Origin of the sequence: Lysinibacillus sp. NPDC097279, assembly GCF_044761745.1 — a bacterium.
Lineage (GTDB): Bacteria > Bacillota > Bacilli > Bacillales_A > Planococcaceae > Lysinibacillus.
In genome coordinates this window covers 32233-56886 of sequence record NZ_JBIWDA010000008.1, presented here as the reverse complement: position 1 = coordinate 56886, position 24654 = coordinate 32233, and the positions used below count along the sequence as shown (strand labels likewise).

Below are 24654 nucleotides of genomic sequence, written 5' to 3'. Positions count from 1 at the left end.
TAGTACAAACGAAAGGGTGACCAACTAATTGGATATCCAATCTTTAAGAACGATGCTTGAAATACAAGCACTGCAAACACTAGGTTCAACAGAAAATACTTCAGCTAATTCTTTCACAAATAGCAATTCATTATTTTCTGATATGATTGACGAAATGTTAGGTGATGCCACAACAACTAATAGTGCAAAATTATCTAGTTTGCTTGGCATGAGTTCTTCAAGCTCTGCAAATTTCATGGATCAGCTAAATAGTTTAACAGGAATGTCTGTCGGAACAACAAACAGCTCGCTGCAATCTTTGCTTTATAATGGCTCTAATTCCGTGTATATACCTGCTTCGATTCAGGCTACGTTAGCAAAAATGCAATCCAGCACTAGTCTTGATTCCTATGTATCTGATGATGTAATTGGATCAACTGCCTATGCAAATTCACTTACTGGAGTAAATAAATACGCCGATATCATTGACAAGGCTTCGACTACTTATAATGTACCTGCCAAGCTTATCGCAGCCGTTATAAAGCAGGAGTCCAACTTTAATGCATTAGCTGTCAGCAATGCAGGAGCACAAGGCTTAATGCAATTAATGCCAAAGACAGCACAATTTTTAGGTGTAACGAATTCTTTTGATCCTGAACAAAATATTATGGCAGGCGCCAAATATTTACGTCAAATGCTCGATAAATTCGATAATGATCCAACACTTGCATTGGCAGCTTATAATGCTGGTGCTTCTCGTGTTACAAAATATAATGGAATTCCACCATTCAAAGAAACACAGAATTATGTCAAAAAAGTGATGAATTACTACACTGTGTAAATCGCATAAAACCTGTAATTACGGTCTTTTTCAGCAAATTTCACCCACGTTGGTGAAATTTGTTCTTTTCTAGCGAAAACATTTTCAAAGTGCTCTTTGTTTGTGTAAACGAATGGACGTTGATAGAATGAAGGTAGTCACAAGATATTCACATTTTTCTATTCAACTTAGTATTAGATAAAATTGTACATCAACATATTGATTTGCACTTTACGATATACTTCCTATAAAGAATAAAAGGAGCATTTACTTATGAGTCGAAAATACACTGTTCCTTATGAGGAGCTGGGCGCTGAAAAACTTTCTGAACTCATACATGCGTTCTATAAAAGAGTTGCACAGCATCCTGAACTTATACCAATCTTCCCAAAAGATTTGACAGAGACAGCACGTAAGCAAATTCAATTTCAAACACAGTATTTAGGTGGTCCAAATCTTTTTACTGAAGAGCACGGACATCCGATGATGCGTGCGCGTCATATGAATTTTCCAATTACACCTGATCGTGCCCAAGCATGGCTAGAATGTATGGCCGAAGCAATGGATGAAGTTGGCTTGGAAGGGAAGTTCCGTGAAACTTATTACCATCGCTTAGTATTAACAGCTCATCACATGATTAATACACCTAATGACGATGAGGGGGAATTATTACGTGAATAATATTCAAATGTTGCAAGAACCAACACCGACGATTTCTACTGCTAATAAGCCAATTGAATTGTATATTTTCGTAGATCCACTTTGTCCTGAAGCTTTTAGTATGCAATCCATCATTCGCAAACTACAACTAGAATACAATCATTATTTTTCATGGCGTTTTGTCTTAAGCACAGAGCTTTCATCACTTAATTGTCTGAGCAAGCGTATGAAAGGTTGCGAATCTGGGATTGAGCTGGATATTAATCACCCTGTGTTACCCTCTATAGCAATAAAGGCAGCTGAATTACAGGGTAAACGTGCAGGCGCTCGCTACTTATCGAAATTACAGGAATATGTTGTATTGAACTACCAGGATGTAAATTCCTATGCAACGCTTTTAAAAATTGCAGAGGATGTCCAATTAGATATGAATGAATTTGTTGTAGACTTTGGTTCAAAAGAAGCCGCACGTGCCTTCCAATGCGATTTATATATAAAACGGGAAATGGAAGTAGATGAAGTACCGAGTATCGTATTTTTCAATGAATGCATTGAGGATGAAGGTTTAAAGGTAAGTGGCAGCTATTCCTATGAAGTTTATGAACATATTTTACAAGAGATGTTGAACGAGCAGCTTATACGTCAACCGTTACCAACCATTGAAGAATTGTTTTCAAAGTATCAAACACTTTCTACAAATGATATAGCTTTTATTTATTCATTAACAGAACAAGCAGCTGAGCGTGAATTAAAAAAACGGATGCTGCAACAAAAGATAGAACGGATTCAAACAGATTACGCTACACTATGGCGTATTAAATAATGCAATTATACTTTTATTCCAAAAGGTTAGGAACTCTCTGAGTATATGAGAGACCTATCCTTTTTTTTCATTTAGAAAACTGGTAATTAAATTAACGGATTTTCAAAGCCGTGCGTCCAAAACATTATCGATAGCCGAAAAATCGCATCAATAGTCTCAGCAATAAATCAACGCATCACTCGCATCATTAGTAAAAGAGATGCTTAATATTAAAACTACTAAAGGCACATAATCTACATGCTGATAGCAATAAAGACCTAAAATAAAAGAGACGCCTCTATCCTCGACAGATAGAGACGCCTCTTTTTCACAAAGGGGATGGGAGAAATGTTCACGTTCAAACAAAGGGGTGTATGTTTGTTTTGTGATTTATTTCACAAGATTCACTTTATCATGGAATAATAAATTAAGCAATGTATCCTGCTTTAGATTCACAAATTTGTCATATAGAAAGCGATTACAATAGAGTATTTTTACAAGATGGTACCTTTTTTTCATTTGTAAATCAAAGAAAATCATTATTAATTATTTTTTTCTAAAATGTCCTTTTCCAATTAGCAAAAAAAATGGCTGTAGTAATTTTACTACAGCCATACGAATTAATTATTCAACAATAACTTTTCTAGTTCATTTAATCGTTGTTCAAATACTTTACAAGCATCATCAATTGGTTTTGCTACATTCATATCAACACCTGCTGCTTTTAGCACCTCTATTGGGAAGTCAGAGCAACCAGCTTTTAAGAAGTTATTAATATAACGTTCTACAGCAGGTTCACCTTCCTCCAAAATTTGCTTACTTAATGCCGTAGCGGCAGATTTGCCAGTAGCATATTGATATACGTAGTAATTGTAATAGAAATGTGGAATACGTGCCCATTCTAGACCGATTTCCTCATCAACTACGATTGCATCTCCGAAATAGAGCTTATTTAAATTATAATATACTTCCGTTAAACGTTCCGCTGTTAATGATTCTCCATTTTTGTCCATCTGGTGTATCATATGCTCGAATTCGGCAAACATTGTTTGTCGGAAAACTGTACTACGGAACTTGTCTAACCAATGATTTAATAAATAAATTTTTTGCTGTGGATCTTCTATTGTTTTTAACAGATAATCATTCAATAATTCTTCATTACATGTAGAAGCTACTTCAGCCACAAAAATTGAATAATCTCCGTAGACATATGGCTGATTTTGACGTGTGTAATAACTGTGTACGCTATGTCCAAATTCATGGGCCAATGTAAATAAATTATCTACATTGTCCTGCCAGTTCATAAGAATGTACGGATTCGTACCGTAAGTTCCAGATGAATAAGCACCACTCGTTTTCCCCTTGTTTTCCAACACATCCACCCAACGATTATCAAAACCACTTTGTACGATGCTTTGGTATTCTTCCCCAAGAGGTGCTAGCGCCTTCACTAAAATATCCTGCGCTTCCTCATATGGCACTTGCATGTCAACTTCCTGGACAAGTGGCGTAAACAAATCCCACATATGCAGTTCATCCACACCTAATAGCTTTTTACGTAAAGCAATATAACGCTGCATAGCTGGTAAATGCTTATGAATGGTCTCGACTAATTGGTCGTATACACTTTCTGGAATAAAGTTATTTGACATCGCAGCATGACGTGCAGAATCATAATGACGAATATTGGCACTGACATTATGTTTTTTTACATTGCCTGTTAATGTAGCCGCAAATGTATTTTTAAAATTACCATACGTTTCATACATCGCTTTAAATGCAGCTTCACGTACCGCTCTATTTTTACTTTCTAAAAACTTAATATAATTACCATGTGTAAGCTGGACTTCTTCCCCTTCTTCATTTTTCACTATAGGGAAAACTAAATCCGCATTGTTCAGCATACCAAACGTATTCGATGCGGTGCCTGTAACCTCTGCCATCTGTGCAAGTAATGCTTCTTGATCAGCAGGTAACACATGAGGACGAGTCATTGAAATTTCTTTCAATGATTGCTTATATAATTGTAAATCTTTATTTTCTGCTAAATAGCTTTCAATTGTTTCTTCACTTAATGATAAAATTTCTGGCGTTAAAAATGATAATGCCGTTGAAATATTAGTCGCTAACGTTTGAATACGGCCATACAAATCTTGATAAAAACTATTCGTTTTATCTTGATCATTACGCATATGTGCGTACGTATACAGTTTCATTGTGCGCTGATAAATTTCATCGTAATATGCTAATACTGCTAATAAGGCATCTGAACCATTTTTTAAAGTACCTGCATAGCTAGGTGCTTTTTTTGCTAGTTCTGCGACCTTCTTAAACTCCTCTTCCCATAGTGCATCAGTGGCAAAAATATCTTCCAATCGCCAAGTTAACTCTACTGGTACTTCACTTCTCATTAATACTCGATTGCTGTTACTAGCCATGAGCCAGCCCCCTTTATATATGACTTTCCTTCTCTTAACATTTTCTCAATATATTGCGACAATTGCAAATAATAATCTACCTACCTTTTCCTCCTCATGAGGTTTTTATATGACTATACAAATGCTCATATACTTTTTCCAACATTCCCATACTGTCATCTTGTTGAAGGAAACTATGCCCTAACAGTTTTGCATAGTTTTCAATCACTTGCACTCTTATATTTGTTGGCTCTAAATTGAGAAGCGTTAGAAATAATTGAATATCCCCTTTACACAGCACTGAAGGTGGTAACTGCCGTTTCCTGCAAAAATCCAATAAAATGGCTTGCCATTCTATTGGAAAAATTGGGATAGCATTTGCATTTTTAACAGGTATGCCAATATAATTCGGCAATGCATTAAGTGAAAACCTCAATTCATAACAACTTCGTAAAAAAAGGTCCTGTACGCCTTTTTTACTGCGCATTAAACGTTGCTTTACATACTGTTGGCATAATCTTTTATACGTATGCCAGTAAATAATAAACGCTTCATACGTAATTAACTTTGGCTCATAAAATGGAAAGTGTTGTTTTTCAAGTGGGATATTTAGTACATGCGCTATAAAAGTATGCCCGTGAACATGAAGAAGATTCGTCCAATAATTAAATTGGGCTGCATTCGCATCATATGTAACTAAATATGGCACATTGCTCGCTGAATAATTAATCACGTTTTGATAGATAGGCGAAATTCTAATTTTTTGAATAGCATGCGCTTTATATTTATTCTGTGGGGTTTGAAAAAGCCATAACGCTTGGATGTGATTTTTCTCATAACCTTCTGTTCGTAATTGCCAGTTTTCGTTTGTTATCGCACTGCATTGATATTCCATTGCAATCGTTTGCTTTTTGCTTTGTAATAAAATATCGGGTCGTTGAGCTAATTTCGGTAAAAATGGCTCCAGCTCTACTGTATGCCCGAGCGATTTCAACCATTCGAATAATTGAATTTTTCCCCGTAAATGAAGCTGTGATTCTCCTTCTGAAAATTGTCGATCACAAGACTGGCTAGCAATATGAGCAAAGTGTGGGATTTTCAGCTGACCGATTTTCAATTGAACAGGCTGCTGGCATTGAGGGCAAAAAAATTGTTGAAGCTGGCGATACTTTTGTAAGGCTTCTCTCGAATGTTGATATGAGATAAATAATTGCTGTTGCTCTGTATAGGCAATTAGCATAACCATCTTTCTCCTTTTTGCACTCATTGTAAAGAAAGTTATTCTTTAAGCCAACTAATTATCTGCTTTTCTTTGAAATTTGATTTTTAACACAAAAAAAGACTGTAGATTTACTCAAATTTCTGAGTATGTCTACAGTCTAATAGCTCCATCAGAAGCTTAAAAGATGTTAACTAAAATATTTTCGAACAGTTTCGAAGCAATTGTATTCCATAATCTTTTCGCCATATTCTTCAAGACGATGAATTGTGAAATTTGAAGGGCTTAAAAACTCTTTAATGACTGCATTTTTGTCATGACGATTTAAATCATCATCTGCGTTCCCAAAGTCTACTACTAAATAGTAACAACCTTCATATTTGAATAATGAGGAATCCACTAAATCATCAGTCATCCGTTTTGCAACGGGGATTAACTCATCTATATCTTTAAATTTATAAACATAAATGTCTGTATCCATAAATAACTCTGATTCATCCATGTCACCAAATTGAGTTAATTGACTAAGAAGATCCTCTCCTACTTCGTCGAATGGGGCAAACATACTTTTTTGTTCATCATAATGTGAATGACCATCTAATGTTTCACCGTCTTTTAAAATATGTGCACGTGTGACAATGATTTCTAAGCCTACTTCCGACGCATTGATATGAATCCAAATCGGACCCTCTACATCAAAATAATCTTCCGTATTCACTTCATCAATCATATCCCAAAAAAGTTGCTCACCCTTTGCTCGGTTGTACCAAATTTCTTCACGACTGTAGCCGCGATCCTCTATATCATTGTACGTAATAAAGAGCTTGAGTGTATTTTCATTTACACGTTCGATGTCCACTAGACCTCATCTCCCTTCACTGTCATTTGTCGAAAAACAGTATTATTTCATTAGTATGCTTTGATTCATTGTTTTTAACCTTCATACTCCCTTGTTTTTCAACCTTTGACCACACCACAGAAAAGTCATCGAGCAACTGTAATCACAGATTTTTTGTTCACAGTTGTCTCTAATTCTATTGTATGCTGTTCTTTCATAAAATGAAAAGGATATACACCATTTCAAAGAAGATATTTGAATTATTGAAATTGTAGTAAACTATTTTGATTAAATCAAGTTTAACATACTTTTAGGGAAATATATGACTTTTACCTATTAATTATTAGTTTTGTTTGAAGGTTTTTACATAAGTAAAACATAAAAAAATAGATGTCACAACATGCATGCTTCTGCATTTGTAACACCTAATACATTTAATCTATGCAATATAGGAGGATTTTAATTCACCATGCGCTGTGCTTCTTGTAATTGATAAGCCCGAACCTTACGTGGTAAAAATCTTCGAATTTCATCTTCATTATAGCCTACTTGCAAGCGTTTCTCATCCAAAATTATTGGTCGTCGTAATAATCCTGGATATTCTTGAATTAGTTCATATAAGCGTTGTAACGGTAAGCTTTCAACATCTACATTTAATTTTTGAAATATTTTAGATCGAGTTGAAATGATTTCATCTGTTCCATCCTCCGTCATGCGTAAAATTTCTTTAATTTCACTAATGCTTAACGGTTCAGAAAAAATATTACGTTCTGTATATGGAATTTCATGCTCCTCTAACCATGCTTTCGCTTTACGACAAGACGTACAACTTGGTGATGTAAATAAAGTAACTATCATACTGACACATCCTTTCTCTTTGTTTTCGTTATCTATAGACCATTTTGTTAAATTAGAATTAATGTAATGTAAAACTACAGTTCCATTATACAGCACTCAGCTGTATTTGAATATAGTTCCAAGGAAAAAAAGAATGCATAGTAAATGACTTTGTTACAAAATATTCTGTCTTTTAATACTGCCTTAAAGTGTCTAATTCCTTTGTATGTCCTACGAACTAATAATAATATTCCCATAAGCACATCATTTTAAACATGAATATACGGAAACTAGTTGTTCTCAATTAAAAAATACAAACGAGAATAATGTCACTTAGACGTGTACAATCATGACGCAGCTTTCAAAATGCAGGTTGCTTTTTTTGACAAAACAAAAAAAGTTCAGTCTAAAGACTGAATTTGCACACTTGCATTTAGATAAGTCTTTATACTATAATGTGGTGCAATAAGAAAAGCGCATTTGCGCTAAACATCTACATTTATAATGTAGTTAAAAACGCTGACGAAGAGTAGTACATATGCAATATACATGTATAGAGAGTCTGTGGTTGCTGGAAACAGATCATGTATGCATTTGGAATGGACTTCCGAGTTAGCTTTGTGAACGTACAAGTATACACTTGATACCTATTAGCAAAGCTCGTCTCTTCACGTTACGAAGCTAAGAGGCCTTTTTGGCAAGCAGGGTGGTACCGCGGATTCGAACATCATTCGTCCCTTCATTAGTTATTTCTAATGAGGACGCATGATGTTTTTTTATTTTCGAAACCGAGGAGGAACTTATTATGACAACAATTTTTTCAGGCGTACAGCCAACAGGTATTGTGACATTAGGAAATTATCTTGGTGCATTCAAGCAATTCCCAGCATTGCAGGAAGAAGGCAATGCTATTTATTGTATCGTTGACCAACATGCTATTACGGTTGCTCAAGATCCAAAAGAGTTACGTCAAAACATTCGTAACTTAGCTGCTACTTATATCGCTACTGGTATTGACCCTCAAAAGTCTACATTATTCATTCAATCAGAAGTGCCTGCCCATGCTCAAGCTGGATGGATGCTACAATGTGTTGCTTCTATCGGTGAGCTAGAGCGTATGACACAATTCAAAGATAAATCTCATGGTAAAGAAACTGTTTCTGCCGCTCTTTTAACATATCCACCATTAATGGCTGCTGACATTTTATTATATAACACGAATATTGTTCCTGTAGGGGACGATCAAAAGCAACATATTGAGCTAACACGTGATCTTGCTGAGCGCTTTAATAAACGCTACGGGGACGTTTTAACTATCCCTGAAATTCAATTACCAAAAGCTGGAGCTCGTATTAAATCGTTACAAGAGCCGACGAAAAAAATGAGCAAGTCCGACCCAAATACAAAAGCAACGATTAAACTTTTAGATACAGCAAAAGATATTGAGAAAAAAATCAAATCAGCCGTAACGGACTCAGATGGTATTGTGGCATTTGATGTTGAAAATAAACCAGGCGTTTCGAATTTACTAACGATTGAATCTGCTATTTCGGGTGTATCAATTGATGATTTAGTGAAAAAATATGAAGGTATCGGTTATGGCGGCTTTAAACAAAGTGTAGCAACAGCAGTTATCGACCACCTTACACCAATCCAAGAAAGATTTTATAACCTTGTAGAGTCTTCTGAATTAGATATCATTTTAGATGAAGGTGCAGAAAAGGCAAATGCTATTGCTAGCGCAACTTTAAAGCGTATGGAACAAGCTATGGGCTTAGGCCGCACACGTCGCTAAGAAAGGAATTAGCACATGTACTGTGAACATTGTAATAAACCAATCAAAGCGCTTTTGTTAGAAAGTGACTTTGGTGCTGATCCATTATGGTGTGGTCATTGTCGTACCAATTTAGAATTAGAACAACTTCCGTTAGAAGAGGCATTACAAGATGAGTTGACAACATGGATGTGTAAGTTTGGTGAATGGATTGATCTGGAAACGGACTCATTTATTGAAGGTATGGAATATTTAGCGAAAAATCATGATGAGCAAGGTGAAGACTTGGCCCAAAAAGTGGCAGTAGCATTAGCGATACCCGTTACATTTATACCTTATCTTTCAAATTAGCTGTTCGATCAACACCAAAATCAAGCACAACACTACAAAGTACAATACAGGCTCCAATTGCTATATAAAATTCTGTCGTATGCACAATAAATTTAAAGACAACCGACCAGGAATATCCAAGTGTCCGGTAATTTAAATATAAAATTAAATTGCCAATAGAAAGTATCATTAATCCATAGCTCATTAAAAATATAAAAAGACGAAACAAATAAACGGCATCCTTTCTATTTCTTCTTACTTTCTTTTCTATTCGCTAGCCTTAAAAAAAAGACGTCAGCCTTGTAAATTCGGCTGACGTTTTTTAATTATTCCTCAATTTTTTTAAATAATAGACTTGCGTTATGTCCACCAAAACCAAGGGAATTACTCATTGCATATTCGATATTGGCCTCACGAGCTTCGTTCGGCACATAATCTAAATCACATTCTGGATCTGGCTCTGTTAAATTAATTGTTGGCGGTAAAATACCCTCTTTTAATGCTAGTGCTGTAAAAATAGCTTCAACCCCACCAGCTGCACCTAATAAGTGACCTGTCATGGATTTAGTAGAACTCATCGCTAGTTTATAAGCATGTTCACCAAAAGCAGTTTTTACTGCTTGAGTTTCAAATAAATCATTGTATGGCGTACTTGTGCCATGCGCGTTAATATAGCCAACTTGTGAAGGGTCTACTCCACCGTCTTCTAATGCTTGAATCATCGCACGCGCTGCCCCTTCACCTTCTGGAGCTGGTGCAGTAATATGATGCGCATCGCCAGTTGAACCGTAACCAAGAACTTCTGCATAAATTTTTGCGCCACGCGCTTTTGCATGTTCGTATTCTTCTAAAATAACAATTCCTGCACCTTCACCAATAATAAAGCCATCACGGTTTTTATCGAATGGACGAGAAGCCGTTTGAGGATCTGTATTTAATGATAATGCTGTATTCGCACAGAAGCCAGCAACTGCCATTGTTACGATTGGTGATTCGGCCCCACCTGAAATCATAACATCTGCATCGCCACGTTCAATAACTTTAAATGCATCACCAATTGAATTCGTCCCTGATGCGCAAGCTGTTACTGAACAAGAATTGATACCTTTAGCTCCAAAGTGAATAGACACTTGACCAGAAGCCATGTCTGGAATCATCATTGGGATAAAGAATGGACTAACACGTCTTGCCCCACGCTCTTGGAACGTTAAAAATTGGTTTTCGTAAGTTTCCATCCCGCCGATACCAGAGCCAATCCATACGCCTGCACGTGGTGCTAACTCTTCATCGATTGTAAGCTGTGCATCTTCCATCGCCATAATAGACGCTGCTAGTGCATAATGCGTGAAACGGTCCATTTTGCGAGCTTCTTTACGTTCAATATATTTTTCAATATCGAAGTCTTTTACTTCAGCAGCGATTTTGGCAGCAAATAGATCTTTATTTAAGCGTGTTAATTCACCAACGCCTGATTTACCAGCCTTGATATTTGCCCATGTTTCTTCGATGCTATTCCCTAGTGGTGTAACAGCGCCAATTCCTGTAATTACTACTCGTCGTTTACTCATTGTCTTACTCCTCTCAAGCAATTTTCTATGTTATTTTCCCCATCTCATTGCAACGGCACCCCATGTTAAGCCACCGCCAAAACCGACAAGTACTAATAAATCATCATCTTTTATTTTACCTGCTTCAAGCTCTTCAACTAAAGAAATACCAATAGAAGCTGCTGATGTATTACCATATTTATGAATCGTTTTAGACATTTTTTCTGCTGGTAATGCTAAACGTTCACGTGCTGATTCCATAATACGAATGTTCGCTTGATGCGGAATTAAAAAATCAACATCCTCTTTTGTTAAACCAGCTTTATCTAATACATTCACTGCTGATTCACCCATTTGACGTACAGCAAACTTAAATACTTCACGACCGTTCATCGCAATTGTTTCCTGCTGTGTTAAATAAAGATGTTTACCGCCTGTGCCGTCTGCGCCAAGCTCAAATGATAAAATCCCTCTACCTTCTGAGACAGGCCCGACAATGGCAGCACTTGCTCCATCACCGAATAAGACTGCCGTATTACGATCTTCCCAATCAATGACTTTTGACAGCTTTTCAACACCTACTACTAAGACATATTTATAAGCGCTTGATTCTACGAATTGTTTTGCTGTCACTAAGCTATATATAAATCCTGCGCAAGCTGCTGCTTGGTCCATCGCTGCTGCATTTACAGCTCCAATTTGCTCTTGAACCATACATGCTACACTTGGAAATGTTTGATCTTGTGTTACAGTTGCTACTAGTATTAATCCTATTTCTTCAGGTGTAATACCTGCTTTTGCAATAGCATCTTTCGCAGCTGCAACTGCTAAATCTGAAGTTTCTTGATTATCTGCAGCGAAATGACGTTCTTCAATTCCTGTACGAGTTCGAATCCATTCATCCGAAGTGTCCATAATTTTTTCTAAGTCAAAATTCGTAACGACCTTTTCAGGAACGTATCTGCCTAAACCTAAAATACCTGCGTTCATATAGCAACCCCTCTGCTTTCTTACTATCAATTATTAGTAACTGGTCATAATTATAACTCATAATGAAGGAATGGTGCAAGGTGAATTAAAATTTAGTATACCATATTGAAGATAGTCGTCCCATCGACGGTAATAGTCCTAGTATCGCCGAATGAAGTCTCTTAATCGCCGATAAAACTTCTGTTATCGCCATTAGAACTCGCTCCTTCGCTGCTTAAACAATTCCGTTCTGTCAACAAGCTAAAATGTTGTGACAATATTGCCATAAATCACCGCTTGGAATGCGCCACTTTTTGATAAAAGGTTCTTTTTTTTTCGGCTTATGTTATGATATGATAATGTATATGTAATAAAAAAGTTCGGTTGAGGTGAAATTAATGCAATATATCGTAACGTTCATATGGTCATTCTTACTAGTTTCTATGTTAAACTACGTAGTAAGTGCTGTAATTGGAGTACCATTTGATTTCCAAACTGGTGCGATCCTTTCAGTTGTATTCTCTGTACTAATTTTTGTTATTGGCGCAATCATTCCAAACGAGCCAACACCAGAAGCTGCAGACCATCATTAATAAAAATCATAAAAAAAACCTGTCTCGCCTCATGCGAAACAGGTTTTTTTCTATTTATTATTTTTCAACTACACACTGGCCATTTTGCATTTTAATATGCAATGTTTCTCCTGGTAGCACTTCGCCACGCAGTAACTCCTTAGCAACTGCTGTTTCGATATACCGTTGCACAAAGCGTTTTAAAGGACGTGCACCAAACTGTGGATCTGCTCCATGCTCCACAACCCATTCAATTACGTCTTGATCAACATTTAACGTGATTTCCTGCTCAGCTACACGTTTTACAAGCTGCTCAACATATTTCCAAGCAATGGCTGTGAAATGTTCTTCAGATAACGCATGGAACATAATAATATCGTCCATTCGATTTAATAGCTCTGGCTTAAAGTGCTGGCGTAATGCGGCCATAACTAAATCCTCGACTCCAGCATCATCTTCTTGTGCTTCCATTAAATAGCTCGAGCCAATATTAGATGTTAAAATAATTACGGTATTTGTAAAGTTCACCATTCGTCCCTGACTATCTGTAATGCGACCATCATCTAAAATTTGCAATAAAATGTTCGCTACATCAGGATGAGCTTTTTCAATTTCATCAAGTAATACGACAGCATACGGATTACGACGAACGGCTTCCGTTAATTGACCTCCTTCTTCATAGCCAATGTAGCCTGGAGGTGCACCAACGAGACGAGATACGCTATGTTTCTCCATATACTCACTCATATCAATACGAATAAAATGCTCCTCAGAATCGAACAGCTGGGCAGCAAGTGCCTTAGCGAGCTCAGTTTTACCTACACCTGTTGGCCCTAGGAATAAGAAACTACCAATTGGGCGATGTGGGTCTTTAATGCCAGCTCGCGCGCGCCATACGGCTTCTGTAACAAGCTGAACAGCATTATCCTGCCCCACAACACGTTCATGTAATGTATCTTTTAAACGCAGTAATTTTTCACGTTCGCCTTCCACTAACTTAGTGACAGGAATACCAGTCCAACGAGATACAATTGAAGCAATCTCATCAGAAGTAACTTCCTCACGCAAAATACGTGTCTCACTACCTTTTTCTAAATGTTTTTCCATCTCTTGAAGCTCTTTTTCAAGGGCAGGAATTTTCCCATGTCGTAATTCAGCTGCTTTATTTAAATCATATTTACTTTCCGCTTCATCTAGATCACGACGGTATTTATCCAGTAATTCACGTTTTTTCTGGATGCCTTGCAATGCTTCTTTCTCTGCTTCCCATTGTTTACGCATACCTTCTGATGAATCTTTAAGTTTTGTTAACTCTTCTTGTAATTGCTCCAGACGTTTTTTACTAGCTTCATCTTTTTCCTTACGTAATGCTTGTTCTTCAATCTCTAATTGCATTATTCGACGAGTCACCGCATCTAATTCTTGTGGCATTGAATCGATTTCTGTACGGATCATTGCACATGCCTCATCTATTAAATCAATCGCTTTATCTGGTAAAAAACGCTCTGTAATATAGCGATTTGAAAGCTCAGCAGCCGCTACAATTGCCCGATCATGAATACGAACCGCATGATGCAGTTCAAAGCGTTCTTTTAAGCCACGTAATATAGAAACGGTATCTTCAATAGATGGTTCACGAACAAGCACTTGTTGGAAGCGACGTTCTAAAGCGGGATCTTTTTCAATATACATACGATATTCGTCTAGTGTAGTAGCACCTATACAGTGAAGCTCACCACGTGCAAGCATCGGTTTTAACATATTGCCAGCATCCATTGCTCCATCTGTTTTACCAGCACCAACAATCGTATGGATTTCATCGATAAATAAAATAATGCGCCCTTCAGATTCTTTCACTTCTTTTAATACGCCTTTTAATCGTTCTTCAAATTGACCACGATAACTTGCACCCGCTATTAATGCGCTCATATCAAGCTCGTACAATACGCACTCTTTTAATCCTTCTGGAACATCACCTTTTACAATACGTTGTGCTAACCCTTCGACAATGGCTGTTTTACCTACCCCTGGTTCACCGATTAACACTGGGTTATTTTTCGTTTTTCGTGTTAAAATTCGAATGACATTGCGAATTTCTTCATCACGTCCAATTACAGGGTCCATTTTGCCGTTTTTTACTTCTTCTACTAAGTTACGACCAAATTGCTCTAATGGTTTTTTATCATCAGTTTGTTGAAATTGCATTGTAGCACTCCTCTTCTCTTTTTATATCTTTACCCTAATTTAATTTCAATTAAAAGTTTGACCTTTTTTGACTAACTTTATTTTACAACAATCGACAAACCGTAGCAAAAAAAAAGCTCAAAAATTTTTTACTGAAAAATGGAAAATTACGTTATAATAGTGGTATGTTTCGTTGTTTTAATATATCGAAATGATTATCGTCATCCTTTTGTAATACAGGTAATTTCTATTACAAAAAGAAAGAGATGTGTTTGATATATGGTACTAATGGATAATATCCAAGAGAAAATGCATGCACTTTTTCAAAACAATGGTGTTTTTATTAAAGTGAATAAAGATAGTAAAATTTTCTTAGAAGGGGAACGAGCTAAAGAGATTTATTATATTAAAACAGGTGCTATTTCGATTAGCCAGGAAACCGAGAGTGGCAAGGAATTAACAATTCGAATTTGCGGTCCTGATAGTATAATTGGTGAAGGCTCATTATTTTGTAACCTTACTTATTTTTCGATGACAGCTAAAGTTTTAGAAACTTCAACGTTGTATGTGTTAAGTCGTAAATCATTAGAGCATCTATTAGTGGAGCAGCCACATTTAATGGTAGAGTATATGAAATGGTTGCAAACAGAAAATTTAAAATATCAAAGCCGATTACGTGATTTAGTGTTAAATGGTAAAAAAGGTGCTTTATTTTCAACATTAATTCGCCTTTCAAATACTTATGGCAAACCATTAGAAAATGAGTCCATTTTTATCGATTTTCCATTAACGAATTCAGAAATTGCGAATTTATGTGCTACAAGTAGAGAAATGATTAACCGTATGTTGAACGATCTAAAAAAGCATCACATTCTATCCTTCGAAAAAGGTTATATTACGATTCTTGATTTACAATATTTAAAAAATGAAATTGCCTGTGAAAATTGCCCATTACAAATTTGCCGTATAGACTGATTTATTAACGATAACGCGTCGTATGTAGGCCATTTGCGATTTCATTTTGACTACTTAACCTTCAGTGAGCTTAAGTAAAAAATAAATAAAAAATCCCCGCTTACAGTTATGTGCAAGCAGGGATTTTTTATTCATCTCGTTAGAATGCCAACTACTAACGGACACCTAATGCCATTTTCGCATAGCGAGACATTTTATCTTTAGACCATGGTGGATTCCATACAATATTTACATTTGTACTTTTCACCTCTGGTAGTTCACTCATAGCTGTATTTACTTGGTCAACAATAACTGGTCCCATTGGACAGCCCATTGACGTTAGTGTCATTGTAACTGTTGCTAACCCCTCGTCATCTAAATCTACATCATATACTAAACCTAAGTTGACGATATCAATTCCAAGCTCAGGGTCGATTACGTTTTCTAATGCACTTAACATGCTGTCTTTCATATCTTGATCCATCTGTATTTCTCCTTTCGTCACAGTGTTAACTTAATCATAGCAGATGCTTCTTATTATGCCAAATGCTGTGCAAGCCAATCAGTTGCCGCTAGCATACCTGTACGTGTTACAGTATGACCAGCATGTTTATCTGCAATAAATTTTAAGTTGCTCGGATTTTCATCGTAGTATGCACGTAATGATAAATAAAAGTCATACGTATCATTAAAAGGAACGGTTTTATCATGCTCACCATGCCAAAAGAATACTGGGCGGCCAGCGAATTGTTCTGGTGTTAAACTGATATCATATTTTGCGAGAAGTTCGTTCGTTTTTTGTACTTCTTGTTCAGACATCGGAAATTTCACACCGCTTTTAGCCATTTGTTGCAATTGATAGGCACCTAATTTAATAAAACCTGGGCCACCCATACATATTGCTGCCGTTTGAACCCAATCATAACGTTTTAGACAGCCAGATGTAACGATTGCACCCATCGAAGTGCCAGCCACACCAATTTTATTGTTAGCTAGTAATTGCTTATTCTTTAATTCTTTATATAATTGCTCTACTTCATGAATAGAATTTAAAACGATATCCCAAAAATGTAGATTCATTTGAGTCTCTGTTAATCCTTCACTGCGATCACCATGAAGTTTTGCATCTGGTAATAGGACACGCACCCCTTTATTTACTAACTGGTATGCATAATGTAAGTTATGTTCTTTTGCGCTCATAAAGCCGTGTAAGAAAATTACTACGGGGGTATTTTCATTCATATTATCTGTCGATATATGTAACAAAGGAATTTGTCCCCAAATTTCATTCTTTACTAACATTCTTGTCACTCCCAACTTTTGTCTAACCTTTTTTATGTTAGCAAACTTTTTTCAATGTGACAAAATTTTGACGTATGGATTACAAAGAGATACTATTCAAACATATAGGAAAGGGGCAACACGCAATGAAACCGCATTTAATCGTTTTAGATTTAGACGGTACGTTATTGACGGACCAACAACAAATTTCTTTAAAAACTAAAAAAACATTATTGCAGGCTAAGGAACAAGGGCATCAAGTGATGATTGCCACAGGTCGTCCTTACCGTGCAAGTGACATTTACTATCATGAGCTTGGTTTAACAACACCTATTGTTAATTTTAATGGTGCTTATGTCCACCATCCTAAAAATGCTGCTTGGCAAACAATGCATACACCGATTGACTTAAACGTTGTACGAGAGGTTGTCGATTCGGTAAATAGCTATGAATATGAAAATATTATCGCTGAAGTAAAGGATGACATATATGTGCATACAGAGGATGATCGGATACTAAACATTTTTAACATGGGGAATCCCAAAATTACGCTCGGTGATATTTCGACAAATCTATTAGTTAATCCCACGAGTCTACTAATTCAAGCTAACGAAACTAACTCAATGATTATACGTGACCATTTACAAGAAGTTCATGCGGAAGTGATTGAGCATCGTCGTTGGGGTGCTCCGCTTCACATTATTGAAATTGTCCGTCGTGGCTTAAATAAAGCTGTCGGAATTTCACATGTAGCTAAAGATTTAGGTATTCCGCGTGAGCGTATTATCGCCTTTGGTGATGAGGACAATGATCTAGAAATGATTGATTATGCTGGTATTGGCGTCGCTATGGGGAACGGAATCGCTAGCTTAAAAAACATTGCCAATGAAATTACAACGACGAATAACGATGATGGCATTGCTAAAATACTGATTGAGCGCTTAAAATTATCATAGATAAGTAGCTATTTCCATTTTTTCAGCCATTTAAAATTTGGACGAAGTATAGCATTACTAATAAATATAATTTTTTAGGAGGTTAAGATGATGAAAATTTTTACTGATAGTGGATGTGACTTACCGAAGTCTTACTACGAAGAGAATGATGTCATTCTACTTCCACTACGAGTACAAGTAAATAACAACGAATATGATGATGTCCTATCGATTGATTCTAAAGAAGTTTACGATGCTATCCGACAAGGCGCACATCCAAAAACTTCACAAGTTTCACCAGAACTTTTTTTAAAGCATTTTGAAGACCTTGCAAAAAGCGGAGAGCAAGGCATTTATATCGCCTTTTCATCTGAATTGTCAGGCACGTATAGTACAGCTGTAATGATTCGCAACCAAGTAATCGAGCAATATCCTACGTTAAAGCTAGCAATTATCGATTCAAAATGTGCCTCATTAGGTCATGGCTTAATCGTTCAAGAAGCCGTTCAACTACGTAAAGCTGGTACTTCGCTTGAGGAAATTGAAACAAAAGTCTCCTCACTCGCTTCACAGATGGAACATCTTTTTACAGTGGAAGATTTAGACTACCTTGCGAAAGGCGGTCGTGTTTCGAAGGCAAGTGCATTTCTTGGTGGGCTCCTTAGCATTAAGCCCATTTTAAATGTTGAGGATGGCAAACTTGTACCGATTGAAAAATCACGTGGTCGTAAAAAAGCGATTGGACGTATGTTAGATATTATGCAAGAGCGCGGTGGTGATTTTTCTGACAAAATTGTTGGCATTAGTCACAGTGATGACGAGGCCTTCGCTAACGACGTAAAGGCATCGATACAGGAAAAATTCGCTCCAAAAGAAGTTCAAATAACAATGATTGGTTCAGTTATCGGTTCTCATGTTGGACCAGGTACGATCGCTATTTTCTTTACGAATAAGAGCTACCAAGCATAGCATAATGAGAACAGGACATAACTTTAAAATTCTAATAAGAGAGACAACGATGTTAGTAAATGTCTGTTGTGTAAAATGAGTGTACACTTTGTTATTACTTCTTTTGCAATAAATAAAAAATTAGAAGAGAATACTAGTTGTTGGTAGCGGAGGCGGCGACTCCTGCGGGAACAGCACAAAACGTAAGACGCAACAAACCGCGCGTTAGCGAGGGTTGCGGCTTACGGTGTGCCCGCGGAAAGCGTCCGCCGTAGCGAACAACAACGTCAACAGAAAAAAGTGTTAGATGGACGTCAATCTAACACTTTTTCTCTATTGCCCAGCCTCTTTGCTCTTTTTACTTTGCGGCGTCTTGTTCTTGACGACGTTTTTTACCTCGTTTAATAATAACAATGACAAAGCCAATAAATACAACATAGACTAATCCAAGCGCAGCCATGTAAGGAATGTTTAGTCCTTCATCGTCTTTTACTTGATATATTTCTACAATTTCACGGTCTAAAATGACTGGGTACACATCTTTTTCATTTATACGTACCTTTTCTTCTTGTAAAATACCGTTTAGCATTTTGCCTTCACCAATTTGCTCTGGTGTTAAATCGACACGTTGTGTTTTCCCCGTATTGTTCACCATAATAATCCATTGCTCTTCATCAGATTTTCGTGTAAATACAAGTAAACCATTGTCATTTGTAATGACTTCAAAATCACCTTTACGTAATGTCGCTGATTGATTACGTAAAGATTGTACGTTTTTAATATAATCAATTAACTCTTCATCTGTTTTAAAATTGTATAACTGATGTGTGTCAGGCTTCTCTTCCCCGTTCATGGCGATTTCTGTACCGTACTGAACTACAGGAATACCAGGCATCATAAATAATGCACCCAATGCCATTTTTAATCGTGTTGGTGGGAACATGTTTTCAGATGCCGAATCGAATGTAAAACGATGCGTTTGCAGTGAATCAATCATAATTTGTGTTGGTTTCTCACTAGCAAAAGGCTCCATTAACTTTGATGAGTCCTGATCAACATTTTTAAAAATATTACGGAGAATATCAGCCGTTGCTGGCGAGAAGCTTGCATCAAAATTCGCATTACTTTCTTCATTTGTAATAACGTATAACGAATTTTTTGTATCTTTTAATGCTGTAATCATGGCATTGAGAAAATCAGAATCAGCATCCGCAATATTCGTTAAACGTATGCCCCCAACATCATATGTAGAAACAAATGTTGTCGCAGATTCAATTAAAGCAGCTTGTACATCTTTATTATTTAAATCCCATTGAATATGGCCATTATCTGTAGAGGCAATCCAATTTTGTTTTGTAGTGTCCTGTGCCCATTCATGATTAGGGCTCACATTATTTAAAGGAAAGTCTACCATCATCGACATATTTTTTTCTTTATAAGCCTTCACGACATTTTGGAATTCTTCTTCTGTTCCAAAATGCTCTTCGATTTTACTATAGCTTGTTGGCATGGAGCCATCGTATATTTCAGTATCGAAAATTGTTCCGATCGATACAATTGTATAGCCCATTTCGCCAATAAATTTTAGTTTATCTTGTAGACCTGTAAAGTCACCACCTGCAAATTTGGTTGGGTCTTTCGTATTTGTATCAAAATCGTTGGTACCCGAACCATTAAAGAAACGGTCAACGAGTAAATCAAAAATGCTTTCTTCTGCAATCGTTCTAGTTTGAACTTCATCCGCATGAGCTGGTGTTGCACCTATTAATGAAGTTGCTAGTAAAAGCGATGCGGCTGTTGCGCCTATCCACTTCTTAAATTTCACTTTTATTCCCTCTCTTTCAAAGCAATCCAACGTCATTTTACCAAATAAAACAACTACGTAGCTATCATTTCAAAATATTTTCGTGAAATGCAAAATGAATTACGACAAAAAGGTGTCAAATTAAGCCAACTTCAAAAATAAAATGAAGCGACAATGGAGAAAAAGAAGGAATTAATCTTGCATTGTCGTTGATGTTCGCTACAGCGGTGCTTTCCGCGGGCACACACGTAAGTCGCAACCGTCGCTGTCGCGCCGCCTGTTGCGTCTTACGCTGCGTGCGTTCCCGCAGGAGTCACCGCCTCCGCTACCATCAACTTGTGCTCTCTGCTAAGTTTTATTTTTGCAAGGAAAGTATAACTAATGTCATTCGGTTTTTCTTTCAAAAATGAGATGGCCTCGTCTCTTTTGGCATGGTCGTTGTTGTTCGCTACGGCGGGCTTTCCGCGGGCACACACGTAAGCCGCAACCGTCGCTGGCGCGCCGCCTATTGCGTCTTACGCTGTATGCGTTCCCGCAGGAGTCTCCGCCTTCGCTACCATCAACTTGTGCTCTCTGCTAAGTTTTATTTTTGCAAGGAAAGTAAACTTATTACATTCGGTTTATTTACAAAAATGAGATGTCCTCTCCTCTTTTGCATCGTCGTGAATGTTCGCTACAGCGGTGCGTTCCGCGGGCACACACGTAAGCCGCAACCGTCGCTGGCGCGCCGCTTGTTGCGTCTTACGTTTTGTGCGTTCCCGCAGGAGTCACCGCCTCTGCTACCATCAACTTGTGCTCTCTGCTAAGTTCTTATTTTTGCAGGGGAAATTGTGTGGGTGACAGGCACTTAAAAAGCTGGCACTTAAAAAGCTGGGCACTAAAAAAGCCGTGAAGCAAAACTTCACGGCTTTTAAATCATTATGCTAAGAAATGTTGTCCCATTGGTAATTTGAACCCTAAGAACAGTGTAATTAGTAAAAACACTACAAATAAAATCCAGAACATTGTTGTTGGCTTGTTTTTCTTTTGACGGACTAATACCATTTCCATCATGCCAATAACTAAAATACCGCCAATAAATTTAAAGCCATAAAGCATTCCTTGACCGAAATCCATTGCTTCAATAAATAATGCTCCACCAGTAATGATAATTAAAATGTAAAATAAACGTAATACCATATGTAAGCCTTTTGACTGCTTACCACTAAGTGCTGCGATTAAAAAGATTACGATACCAACTACCCAAGTTGTAATGTGTAAATGTGTTTGGTTAGTTAAAAAATCCATGTTTGTCCCACCTCATTTTTTTTCTATCAAACTATATCCTATCATGTGGTGGAAATGGTTTCAAATATTACAAATTGTGTTCACGAAATTGAATTAATTACGGCTGGGCGGTGACGAATCCACTCTAAAATCATTGCATTTTTGGCATTCATCCCTACCATCTAAGGTTCCATCAATAAAAAAATCCGCGGAGCATGCACTCGCGCGGACTATACCTATTATTCAAAATGATTGACTAACGTACCAATACCTTGAATAGATACTTTCACTGTATCACCCGCTTTTAAAAACTGCGGTGGATTCATGCCTTTCCCTACGCCTGCTGGTGTACCAGTTAAAATGACATCACCAGGCTCTAATGTTACGTGTTGCGATAAAATCGATACAAGAGATTCGACAGTGAACATCATATCTTTTGTTGTACCATTTTGGCGCACTTCATCATTCACTTTTGTTACGACTGTTAAGTCTTGTGGATTTGGAATTTCATCTTTTGTCACAAGGTATGGTCCTAATGGGCAAGTGCCTTCAAGACTTTTTCCTAAGAAAAACTGCTTATGTTTATCTTGCAAGTCACGCGCTGTAATATCATTCGCAATTGTGTAGCCAAATACATAATCAAAGGCTAAGTTTTTCGGAATGTTTTTCCCACGTTTACCGATGACAACCGCAAGTTCACCTTCATAATCCATTTTTGAAGAAAGATCAGCATGAATAGATAATGTTTGGCCGTCTGCAGCAATTGCTGTAGGAGACTTCGTAAATACCATTAAATCGATTGGTGCTGCTTCTGCACCCATTTCCTTTGCATGCTCATCATAGTTTTTACCGATACACATAATATTTTTAGGCGTACGTGGAATTGGTGATAACCATTCAATCACTGTAAATTCACGCTTGAAGCTATTCGCACGATCAGATTTTTCTGCTGCCTCTACTAATTTACGAATCTGTTCAACAAAATCGAAGCCTAATGCAATGCCATCGACAATTGAACTTGAAAAAGAAGGGAGAACTTGAAGTTCGTTTTGAATAGCGAGTACATCCCATACCGCTTCTTCTTTTTTTACTTTTGGTCCAAAGCTTACATGTCCACCTAATTTAAATGATAAAATTTTCATGATTTTAAGAGCTCCTTCTTTTTTCTACATAATACAACAATATGATATAAATTACCTTACTTTTACGATAACAATTTTTAATGTTGCTAATTCTCTATCAATTAAGTGTATTACGAGCAATTTTTTAGCTTGACTCAGTCTTAGCTTTATATGTTAATTTGCGCCATAAAGCCTCTAAAGGACCTTGCTTCCACTTCGTTAGCCAAATTTCTGCCAAAATCATTTGTGCCACAATAATACCAAGAGCAATTAACACACCAGTAGCAACACTAACTTTCCCATACCAGCCTAATCCATATTGATAAAATATACATGTTCCGATAATGGATTGAAGTATGTACATCGTTAACGACATGCGTCCGATTTTCGCAAAGGGACTAAGTAATTTTGGGACAACGGGCAATAAACATAGTAAGACAATGAGCCCTATATAGCCGATTGATAATATTGGACCACCTATATAGACCTTTATATAATCGAGTAAATACGTACGAGAATATAAGATTGGGGTACTTTTCAGAAAAATACCTGCTGCGAGACCTACAATTGTTAATGCCAGCCACAACCATTTCAGCTCTTTCGCTCGCTCAACTAAATGCCATTTGGAAGCAGCAGCACCCATTAGCATAAATGGTAATACCATAAACAATGACGCAATCCACATTCCGATACCTGCCTGAACAGATAGGTCTGATAAACGTTGTAAAAAGGCATCTACCCAACTGCCTGTGCCATACGCAGTGATTGCTTTTTCCACATCGGTAATATTTAAATACGTATCAACCTCCGTATTAAAGCTAATATACCCTACTACAAACAACATAAAAACATGCATAAGTCCATTAATAATAATTCCAGTCAATAAAAGCCAAATTGGCTGTAAACGTAGTAGTAACAATAAAAAAATACCACAAAATGCATACATCATTAAAATATCTCCCCACCAAATGAGGACCGCATGCGCTAAACCAAACATAAACAATACACTCAGCCTTCGAAGACCTGTTCCATAAAAGTTTTGCTCACGACTTTGGGCTTTTTGCCATTGCATCGCTAACCCATAGCCAAATAACATAGAAAATAACGGGTAAAAACTGCTTTGCACATAAATATCTAAATTTTGCTGCCAAACAATATCAGACGGTGTCGTAAACCATGACCCTAAATCAATGTGTGGCATTGGCAAATAAAAAGCATACATATTCACGAGCAAAATACCTAGTAAACTCATTCCACGTAAAATATCTAATGTTGCAATACGCTCCTGCAACATCGTCGGTTTTAAATTCACAAAATAGCCTCCTCTTCTTTCCTATCACGTACATTGCAATTTGCTCCCTTCTGCATGTATGTAAGCTATATGAATGCTCACTTTC

Annotated in this window: 23 protein-coding genes and 1 other annotated feature; of the genes, 9 read left to right on the top strand and 14 right to left on the bottom strand. The window is 37.0% G+C overall.

The window, feature by feature from the left end:
* Window positions 1-28: 28 nt before the first annotated feature.
* The 3 genes from ACIQ1H_RS20945 (at window position 29) to ACIQ1H_RS20935 (ending at window position 2282) form a co-directional block, all read left to right on the top strand.
* On the top strand, window positions 29-820 hold the full coding sequence (locus tag ACIQ1H_RS20945; RefSeq protein ID WP_402891637.1) for a lytic transglycosylase domain-containing protein: 792 nt from the start codon (window positions 29-31) through the stop codon (window positions 818-820).
* Between the two features lie 252 nt (window positions 821-1072).
* Window positions 1073-1480, top strand: a complete 408-nt coding sequence (locus ACIQ1H_RS20940) for a globin domain-containing protein (RefSeq protein WP_173478079.1) — start codon at window positions 1073-1075, stop codon at window positions 1478-1480.
* On the top strand, window positions 1473-2282 hold the full coding sequence (locus ACIQ1H_RS20935; RefSeq protein WP_173478080.1) for a ClpXP adapter SpxH family protein: 810 nt from the start codon (window positions 1473-1475) through the stop codon (window positions 2280-2282). Before ACIQ1H_RS20940 ends, ACIQ1H_RS20935 begins: the two co-directional genes overlap by 8 nt.
* A gap of 599 nt (window positions 2283-2881) precedes the next feature.
* Here ACIQ1H_RS20935 and pepF read toward each other — a convergent pair.
* The 4 genes from pepF to spxA form a co-directional block, all read right to left on the bottom strand.
* Entirely contained in the window at window positions 2882-4699 is a 1818-nt protein-coding gene (pepF, locus tag ACIQ1H_RS20930) for an oligoendopeptidase F (RefSeq protein WP_402891634.1), read from the bottom strand.
* Between the two features lie 94 nt (window positions 4700-4793).
* Window positions 4794-5918 (bottom strand): competence protein CoiA, encoded by a 1125-nt coding sequence (locus ACIQ1H_RS20925; protein ID WP_402891632.1) that lies wholly within the window; start codon window positions 5916-5918, stop codon window positions 4794-4796.
* A gap of 169 nt (window positions 5919-6087) precedes the next feature.
* Window positions 6088-6756 (bottom strand): adaptor protein MecA, encoded by a 669-nt coding sequence (gene mecA / locus ACIQ1H_RS20920; RefSeq protein WP_173478083.1) that lies wholly within the window; start codon window positions 6754-6756, stop codon window positions 6088-6090.
* A gap of 438 nt (window positions 6757-7194) precedes the next feature.
* Window positions 7195-7590, bottom strand: a complete 396-nt coding sequence (gene spxA / locus ACIQ1H_RS20915) for a transcriptional regulator SpxA (RefSeq protein WP_024362527.1) — start codon at window positions 7588-7590, stop codon at window positions 7195-7197.
* Between the two features lie 492 nt (window positions 7591-8082).
* Window positions 8083-8314 (top strand) — a binding site (T-box leader).
* A 63-nt stretch (window positions 8315-8377) separates the two neighbouring features.
* On the opposite strand from spxA, the gene trpS reads away from it, so the two are divergent.
* Window positions 8378-9367 carry a tryptophan--tRNA ligase gene (gene trpS, locus ACIQ1H_RS20910; RefSeq protein WP_173478084.1) on the top strand — a complete coding sequence of 330 codons (990 nt, stop codon included), beginning with the start codon at window positions 8378-8380 and terminating at the stop codon, window positions 9365-9367.
* A 15-nt stretch (window positions 9368-9382) separates the two neighbouring features.
* Window positions 9383-9697 carry a hypothetical protein gene (locus ACIQ1H_RS20905; RefSeq protein ID WP_173478085.1) on the top strand — a complete coding sequence of 105 codons (315 nt, stop codon included), beginning with the start codon at window positions 9383-9385 and terminating at the stop codon, window positions 9695-9697.
* Here the strand turns inward: ACIQ1H_RS20905 and ACIQ1H_RS23040 are convergent.
* The 3 genes from ACIQ1H_RS23040 to ACIQ1H_RS20895 form a co-directional block, all read right to left on the bottom strand.
* On the bottom strand, window positions 9675-9905 hold the full coding sequence (locus ACIQ1H_RS23040; protein WP_337982012.1) for a YuzI family membrane protein: 231 nt from the start codon (window positions 9903-9905) through the stop codon (window positions 9675-9677). The genes ACIQ1H_RS20905 and ACIQ1H_RS23040 overlap by 23 nt on opposite strands.
* Window positions 9906-10002: 97 nt before the next feature.
* Window positions 10003-11244 carry a beta-ketoacyl-ACP synthase II gene (gene fabF / locus ACIQ1H_RS20900; protein ID WP_173478086.1) on the bottom strand — a complete coding sequence of 414 codons (1242 nt, stop codon included), beginning with the start codon at window positions 11242-11244 and terminating at the stop codon, window positions 10003-10005.
* A gap of 30 nt (window positions 11245-11274) precedes the next feature.
* Window positions 11275-12213: a beta-ketoacyl-ACP synthase III gene (locus tag ACIQ1H_RS20895; RefSeq protein WP_173478087.1), complete on the bottom strand. Its 939-nt coding sequence runs from the start codon at window positions 12211-12213 to the stop codon at window positions 11275-11277.
* 377 nt (window positions 12214-12590) lie between these two features.
* Between ACIQ1H_RS20895 and ACIQ1H_RS20890 the strand changes: the two genes are divergently transcribed.
* Window positions 12591-12785 carry a YjzD family protein gene (locus tag ACIQ1H_RS20890; RefSeq protein WP_024362521.1) on the top strand — a complete coding sequence of 65 codons (195 nt, stop codon included), beginning with the start codon at window positions 12591-12593 and terminating at the stop codon, window positions 12783-12785.
* Between the two features lie 57 nt (window positions 12786-12842).
* Here the strand turns inward: ACIQ1H_RS20890 and ACIQ1H_RS20885 are convergent, their stop codons facing one another.
* Window positions 12843-14969 carry an ATP-dependent Clp protease ATP-binding subunit gene (locus ACIQ1H_RS20885; protein WP_402891627.1) on the bottom strand — a complete coding sequence of 709 codons (2127 nt, stop codon included), beginning with the start codon at window positions 14967-14969 and terminating at the stop codon, window positions 12843-12845.
* 258 nt (window positions 14970-15227) lie between these two features.
* On the opposite strand from ACIQ1H_RS20885, the gene ACIQ1H_RS20880 reads away from it, so the two are divergent.
* Complete coding sequence (locus ACIQ1H_RS20880; RefSeq protein WP_228134372.1) at window positions 15228-15923, top strand: Crp/Fnr family transcriptional regulator; 696 nt, start codon at window positions 15228-15230, stop codon at window positions 15921-15923.
* Between the two features lie 154 nt (window positions 15924-16077).
* On the opposite strand, the gene ACIQ1H_RS20875 is transcribed toward ACIQ1H_RS20880, so the two are convergent.
* Together ACIQ1H_RS20875 and ACIQ1H_RS20870 are read right to left on the bottom strand one after the other, a co-directional pair.
* Window positions 16078-16386 (bottom strand): metal-sulfur cluster assembly factor, encoded by a 309-nt coding sequence (locus ACIQ1H_RS20875; protein WP_173478090.1) that lies wholly within the window; start codon window positions 16384-16386, stop codon window positions 16078-16080.
* A 53-nt stretch (window positions 16387-16439) separates the two neighbouring features.
* Window positions 16440-17204 carry a serine aminopeptidase domain-containing protein gene (locus ACIQ1H_RS20870; RefSeq protein WP_402891625.1) on the bottom strand — a complete coding sequence of 255 codons (765 nt, stop codon included), beginning with the start codon at window positions 17202-17204 and terminating at the stop codon, window positions 16440-16442.
* Between the two features lie 125 nt (window positions 17205-17329).
* Here ACIQ1H_RS20870 and ACIQ1H_RS20865 point away from each other — a divergent pair, with 125 nt between their 5' ends.
* Window positions 17330-18139 carry a Cof-type HAD-IIB family hydrolase gene (locus tag ACIQ1H_RS20865; protein WP_173478092.1) on the top strand — a complete coding sequence of 270 codons (810 nt, stop codon included), beginning with the start codon at window positions 17330-17332 and terminating at the stop codon, window positions 18137-18139.
* 90 nt (window positions 18140-18229) lie between these two features.
* Entirely contained in the window at window positions 18230-19087 is an 858-nt protein-coding gene (locus tag ACIQ1H_RS20860) for a DegV family protein (RefSeq protein ID WP_402891778.1), read from the top strand.
* Between the two features lie 337 nt (window positions 19088-19424).
* Here ACIQ1H_RS20860 and ACIQ1H_RS20855 read toward each other — a convergent pair whose 3' ends face one another.
* The 4 genes from ACIQ1H_RS20855 to ACIQ1H_RS20840 form a co-directional block, all read right to left on the bottom strand.
* Window positions 19425-20891: an alpha-amylase family glycosyl hydrolase gene (locus ACIQ1H_RS20855; protein ID WP_402891623.1), complete on the bottom strand. Its 1467-nt coding sequence runs from the start codon at window positions 20889-20891 to the stop codon at window positions 19425-19427.
* Window positions 20892-21788: 897 nt separating this feature from the next.
* A complete protein-coding gene (locus ACIQ1H_RS20850; protein ID WP_402891620.1) occupies window positions 21789-22157 on the bottom strand; it encodes a YisL family protein in 369 nt (122 codons plus the stop codon).
* A gap of 218 nt (window positions 22158-22375) precedes the next feature.
* Window positions 22376-23278, bottom strand: coding sequence for a fumarylacetoacetate hydrolase family protein (locus ACIQ1H_RS20845; protein ID WP_173478096.1), 903 nt, complete (start codon window positions 23276-23278; stop codon window positions 22376-22378).
* Window positions 23279-23402: 124 nt separating this feature from the next.
* Window positions 23403-24569, bottom strand: a complete 1167-nt coding sequence (locus tag ACIQ1H_RS20840; protein ID WP_402891617.1) for a DUF418 domain-containing protein — start codon at window positions 24567-24569, stop codon at window positions 23403-23405.
* Between the last annotated feature and the right edge of the window lie 85 nt (window positions 24570-24654).

Bases quoted from the DNA above. Each gene is read 5' to 3' on its own strand.
- ACIQ1H_RS20940 (WP_173478079.1), top strand. From the start codon at position 1,073: ATGAGTCGAAAATACACTGTTCCTTATGAGGAGCTGGGCGCTGAAAAA.
- pepF (WP_402891634.1), bottom strand. From the start codon at position 4,699: ATGGCTAGTAACAGCAATCGAGTATTAATGAGAAGTGAAGTACCAGTA.
- ACIQ1H_RS20925 (WP_402891632.1), bottom strand. From the start codon at position 5,918: ATGCTAATTGCCTATACAGAGCAACAGCAATTATTTATCTCATATCAA.
- trpS (WP_173478084.1), top strand. From the start codon at position 8,378: ATGACAACAATTTTTTCAGGCGTACAGCCAACAGGTATTGTGACATTA.
- ACIQ1H_RS20905 (WP_173478085.1), top strand. From the start codon at position 9,383: ATGTACTGTGAACATTGTAATAAACCAATCAAAGCGCTTTTGTTAGAA.
- fabF (WP_173478086.1), bottom strand. From the start codon at position 11,244: ATGAGTAAACGACGAGTAGTAATTACAGGAATTGGCGCTGTTACACCA.
- ACIQ1H_RS20895 (WP_173478087.1), bottom strand. From the start codon at position 12,213: ATGAACGCAGGTATTTTAGGTTTAGGCAGATACGTTCCTGAAAAGGTC.
- ACIQ1H_RS20890 (WP_024362521.1), top strand. From the start codon at position 12,591: ATGCAATATATCGTAACGTTCATATGGTCATTCTTACTAGTTTCTATG.
- ACIQ1H_RS20885 (WP_402891627.1), bottom strand. From the start codon at position 14,969: ATGCAATTTCAACAAACTGATGATAAAAAACCATTAGAGCAATTTGGT.
- ACIQ1H_RS20880 (WP_228134372.1), top strand. From the start codon at position 15,228: ATGGTACTAATGGATAATATCCAAGAGAAAATGCATGCACTTTTTCAA.
- ACIQ1H_RS20875 (WP_173478090.1), bottom strand. From the start codon at position 16,386: ATGGATCAAGATATGAAAGACAGCATGTTAAGTGCATTAGAAAACGTA.
- ACIQ1H_RS20870 (WP_402891625.1), bottom strand. From the start codon at position 17,204: ATGTTAGTAAAGAATGAAATTTGGGGACAAATTCCTTTGTTACATATA.
- ACIQ1H_RS20865 (WP_173478092.1), top strand. From the start codon at position 17,330: ATGAAACCGCATTTAATCGTTTTAGATTTAGACGGTACGTTATTGACG.
- ACIQ1H_RS20860 (WP_402891778.1), top strand. From the start codon at position 18,230: ATGAAAATTTTTACTGATAGTGGATGTGACTTACCGAAGTCTTACTAC.
- ACIQ1H_RS20850 (WP_402891620.1), bottom strand. From the start codon at position 22,157: ATGGATTTTTTAACTAACCAAACACATTTACACATTACAACTTGGGTA.
- ACIQ1H_RS20845 (WP_173478096.1), bottom strand. From the start codon at position 23,278: ATGAAAATTTTATCATTTAAATTAGGTGGACATGTAAGCTTTGGACCA.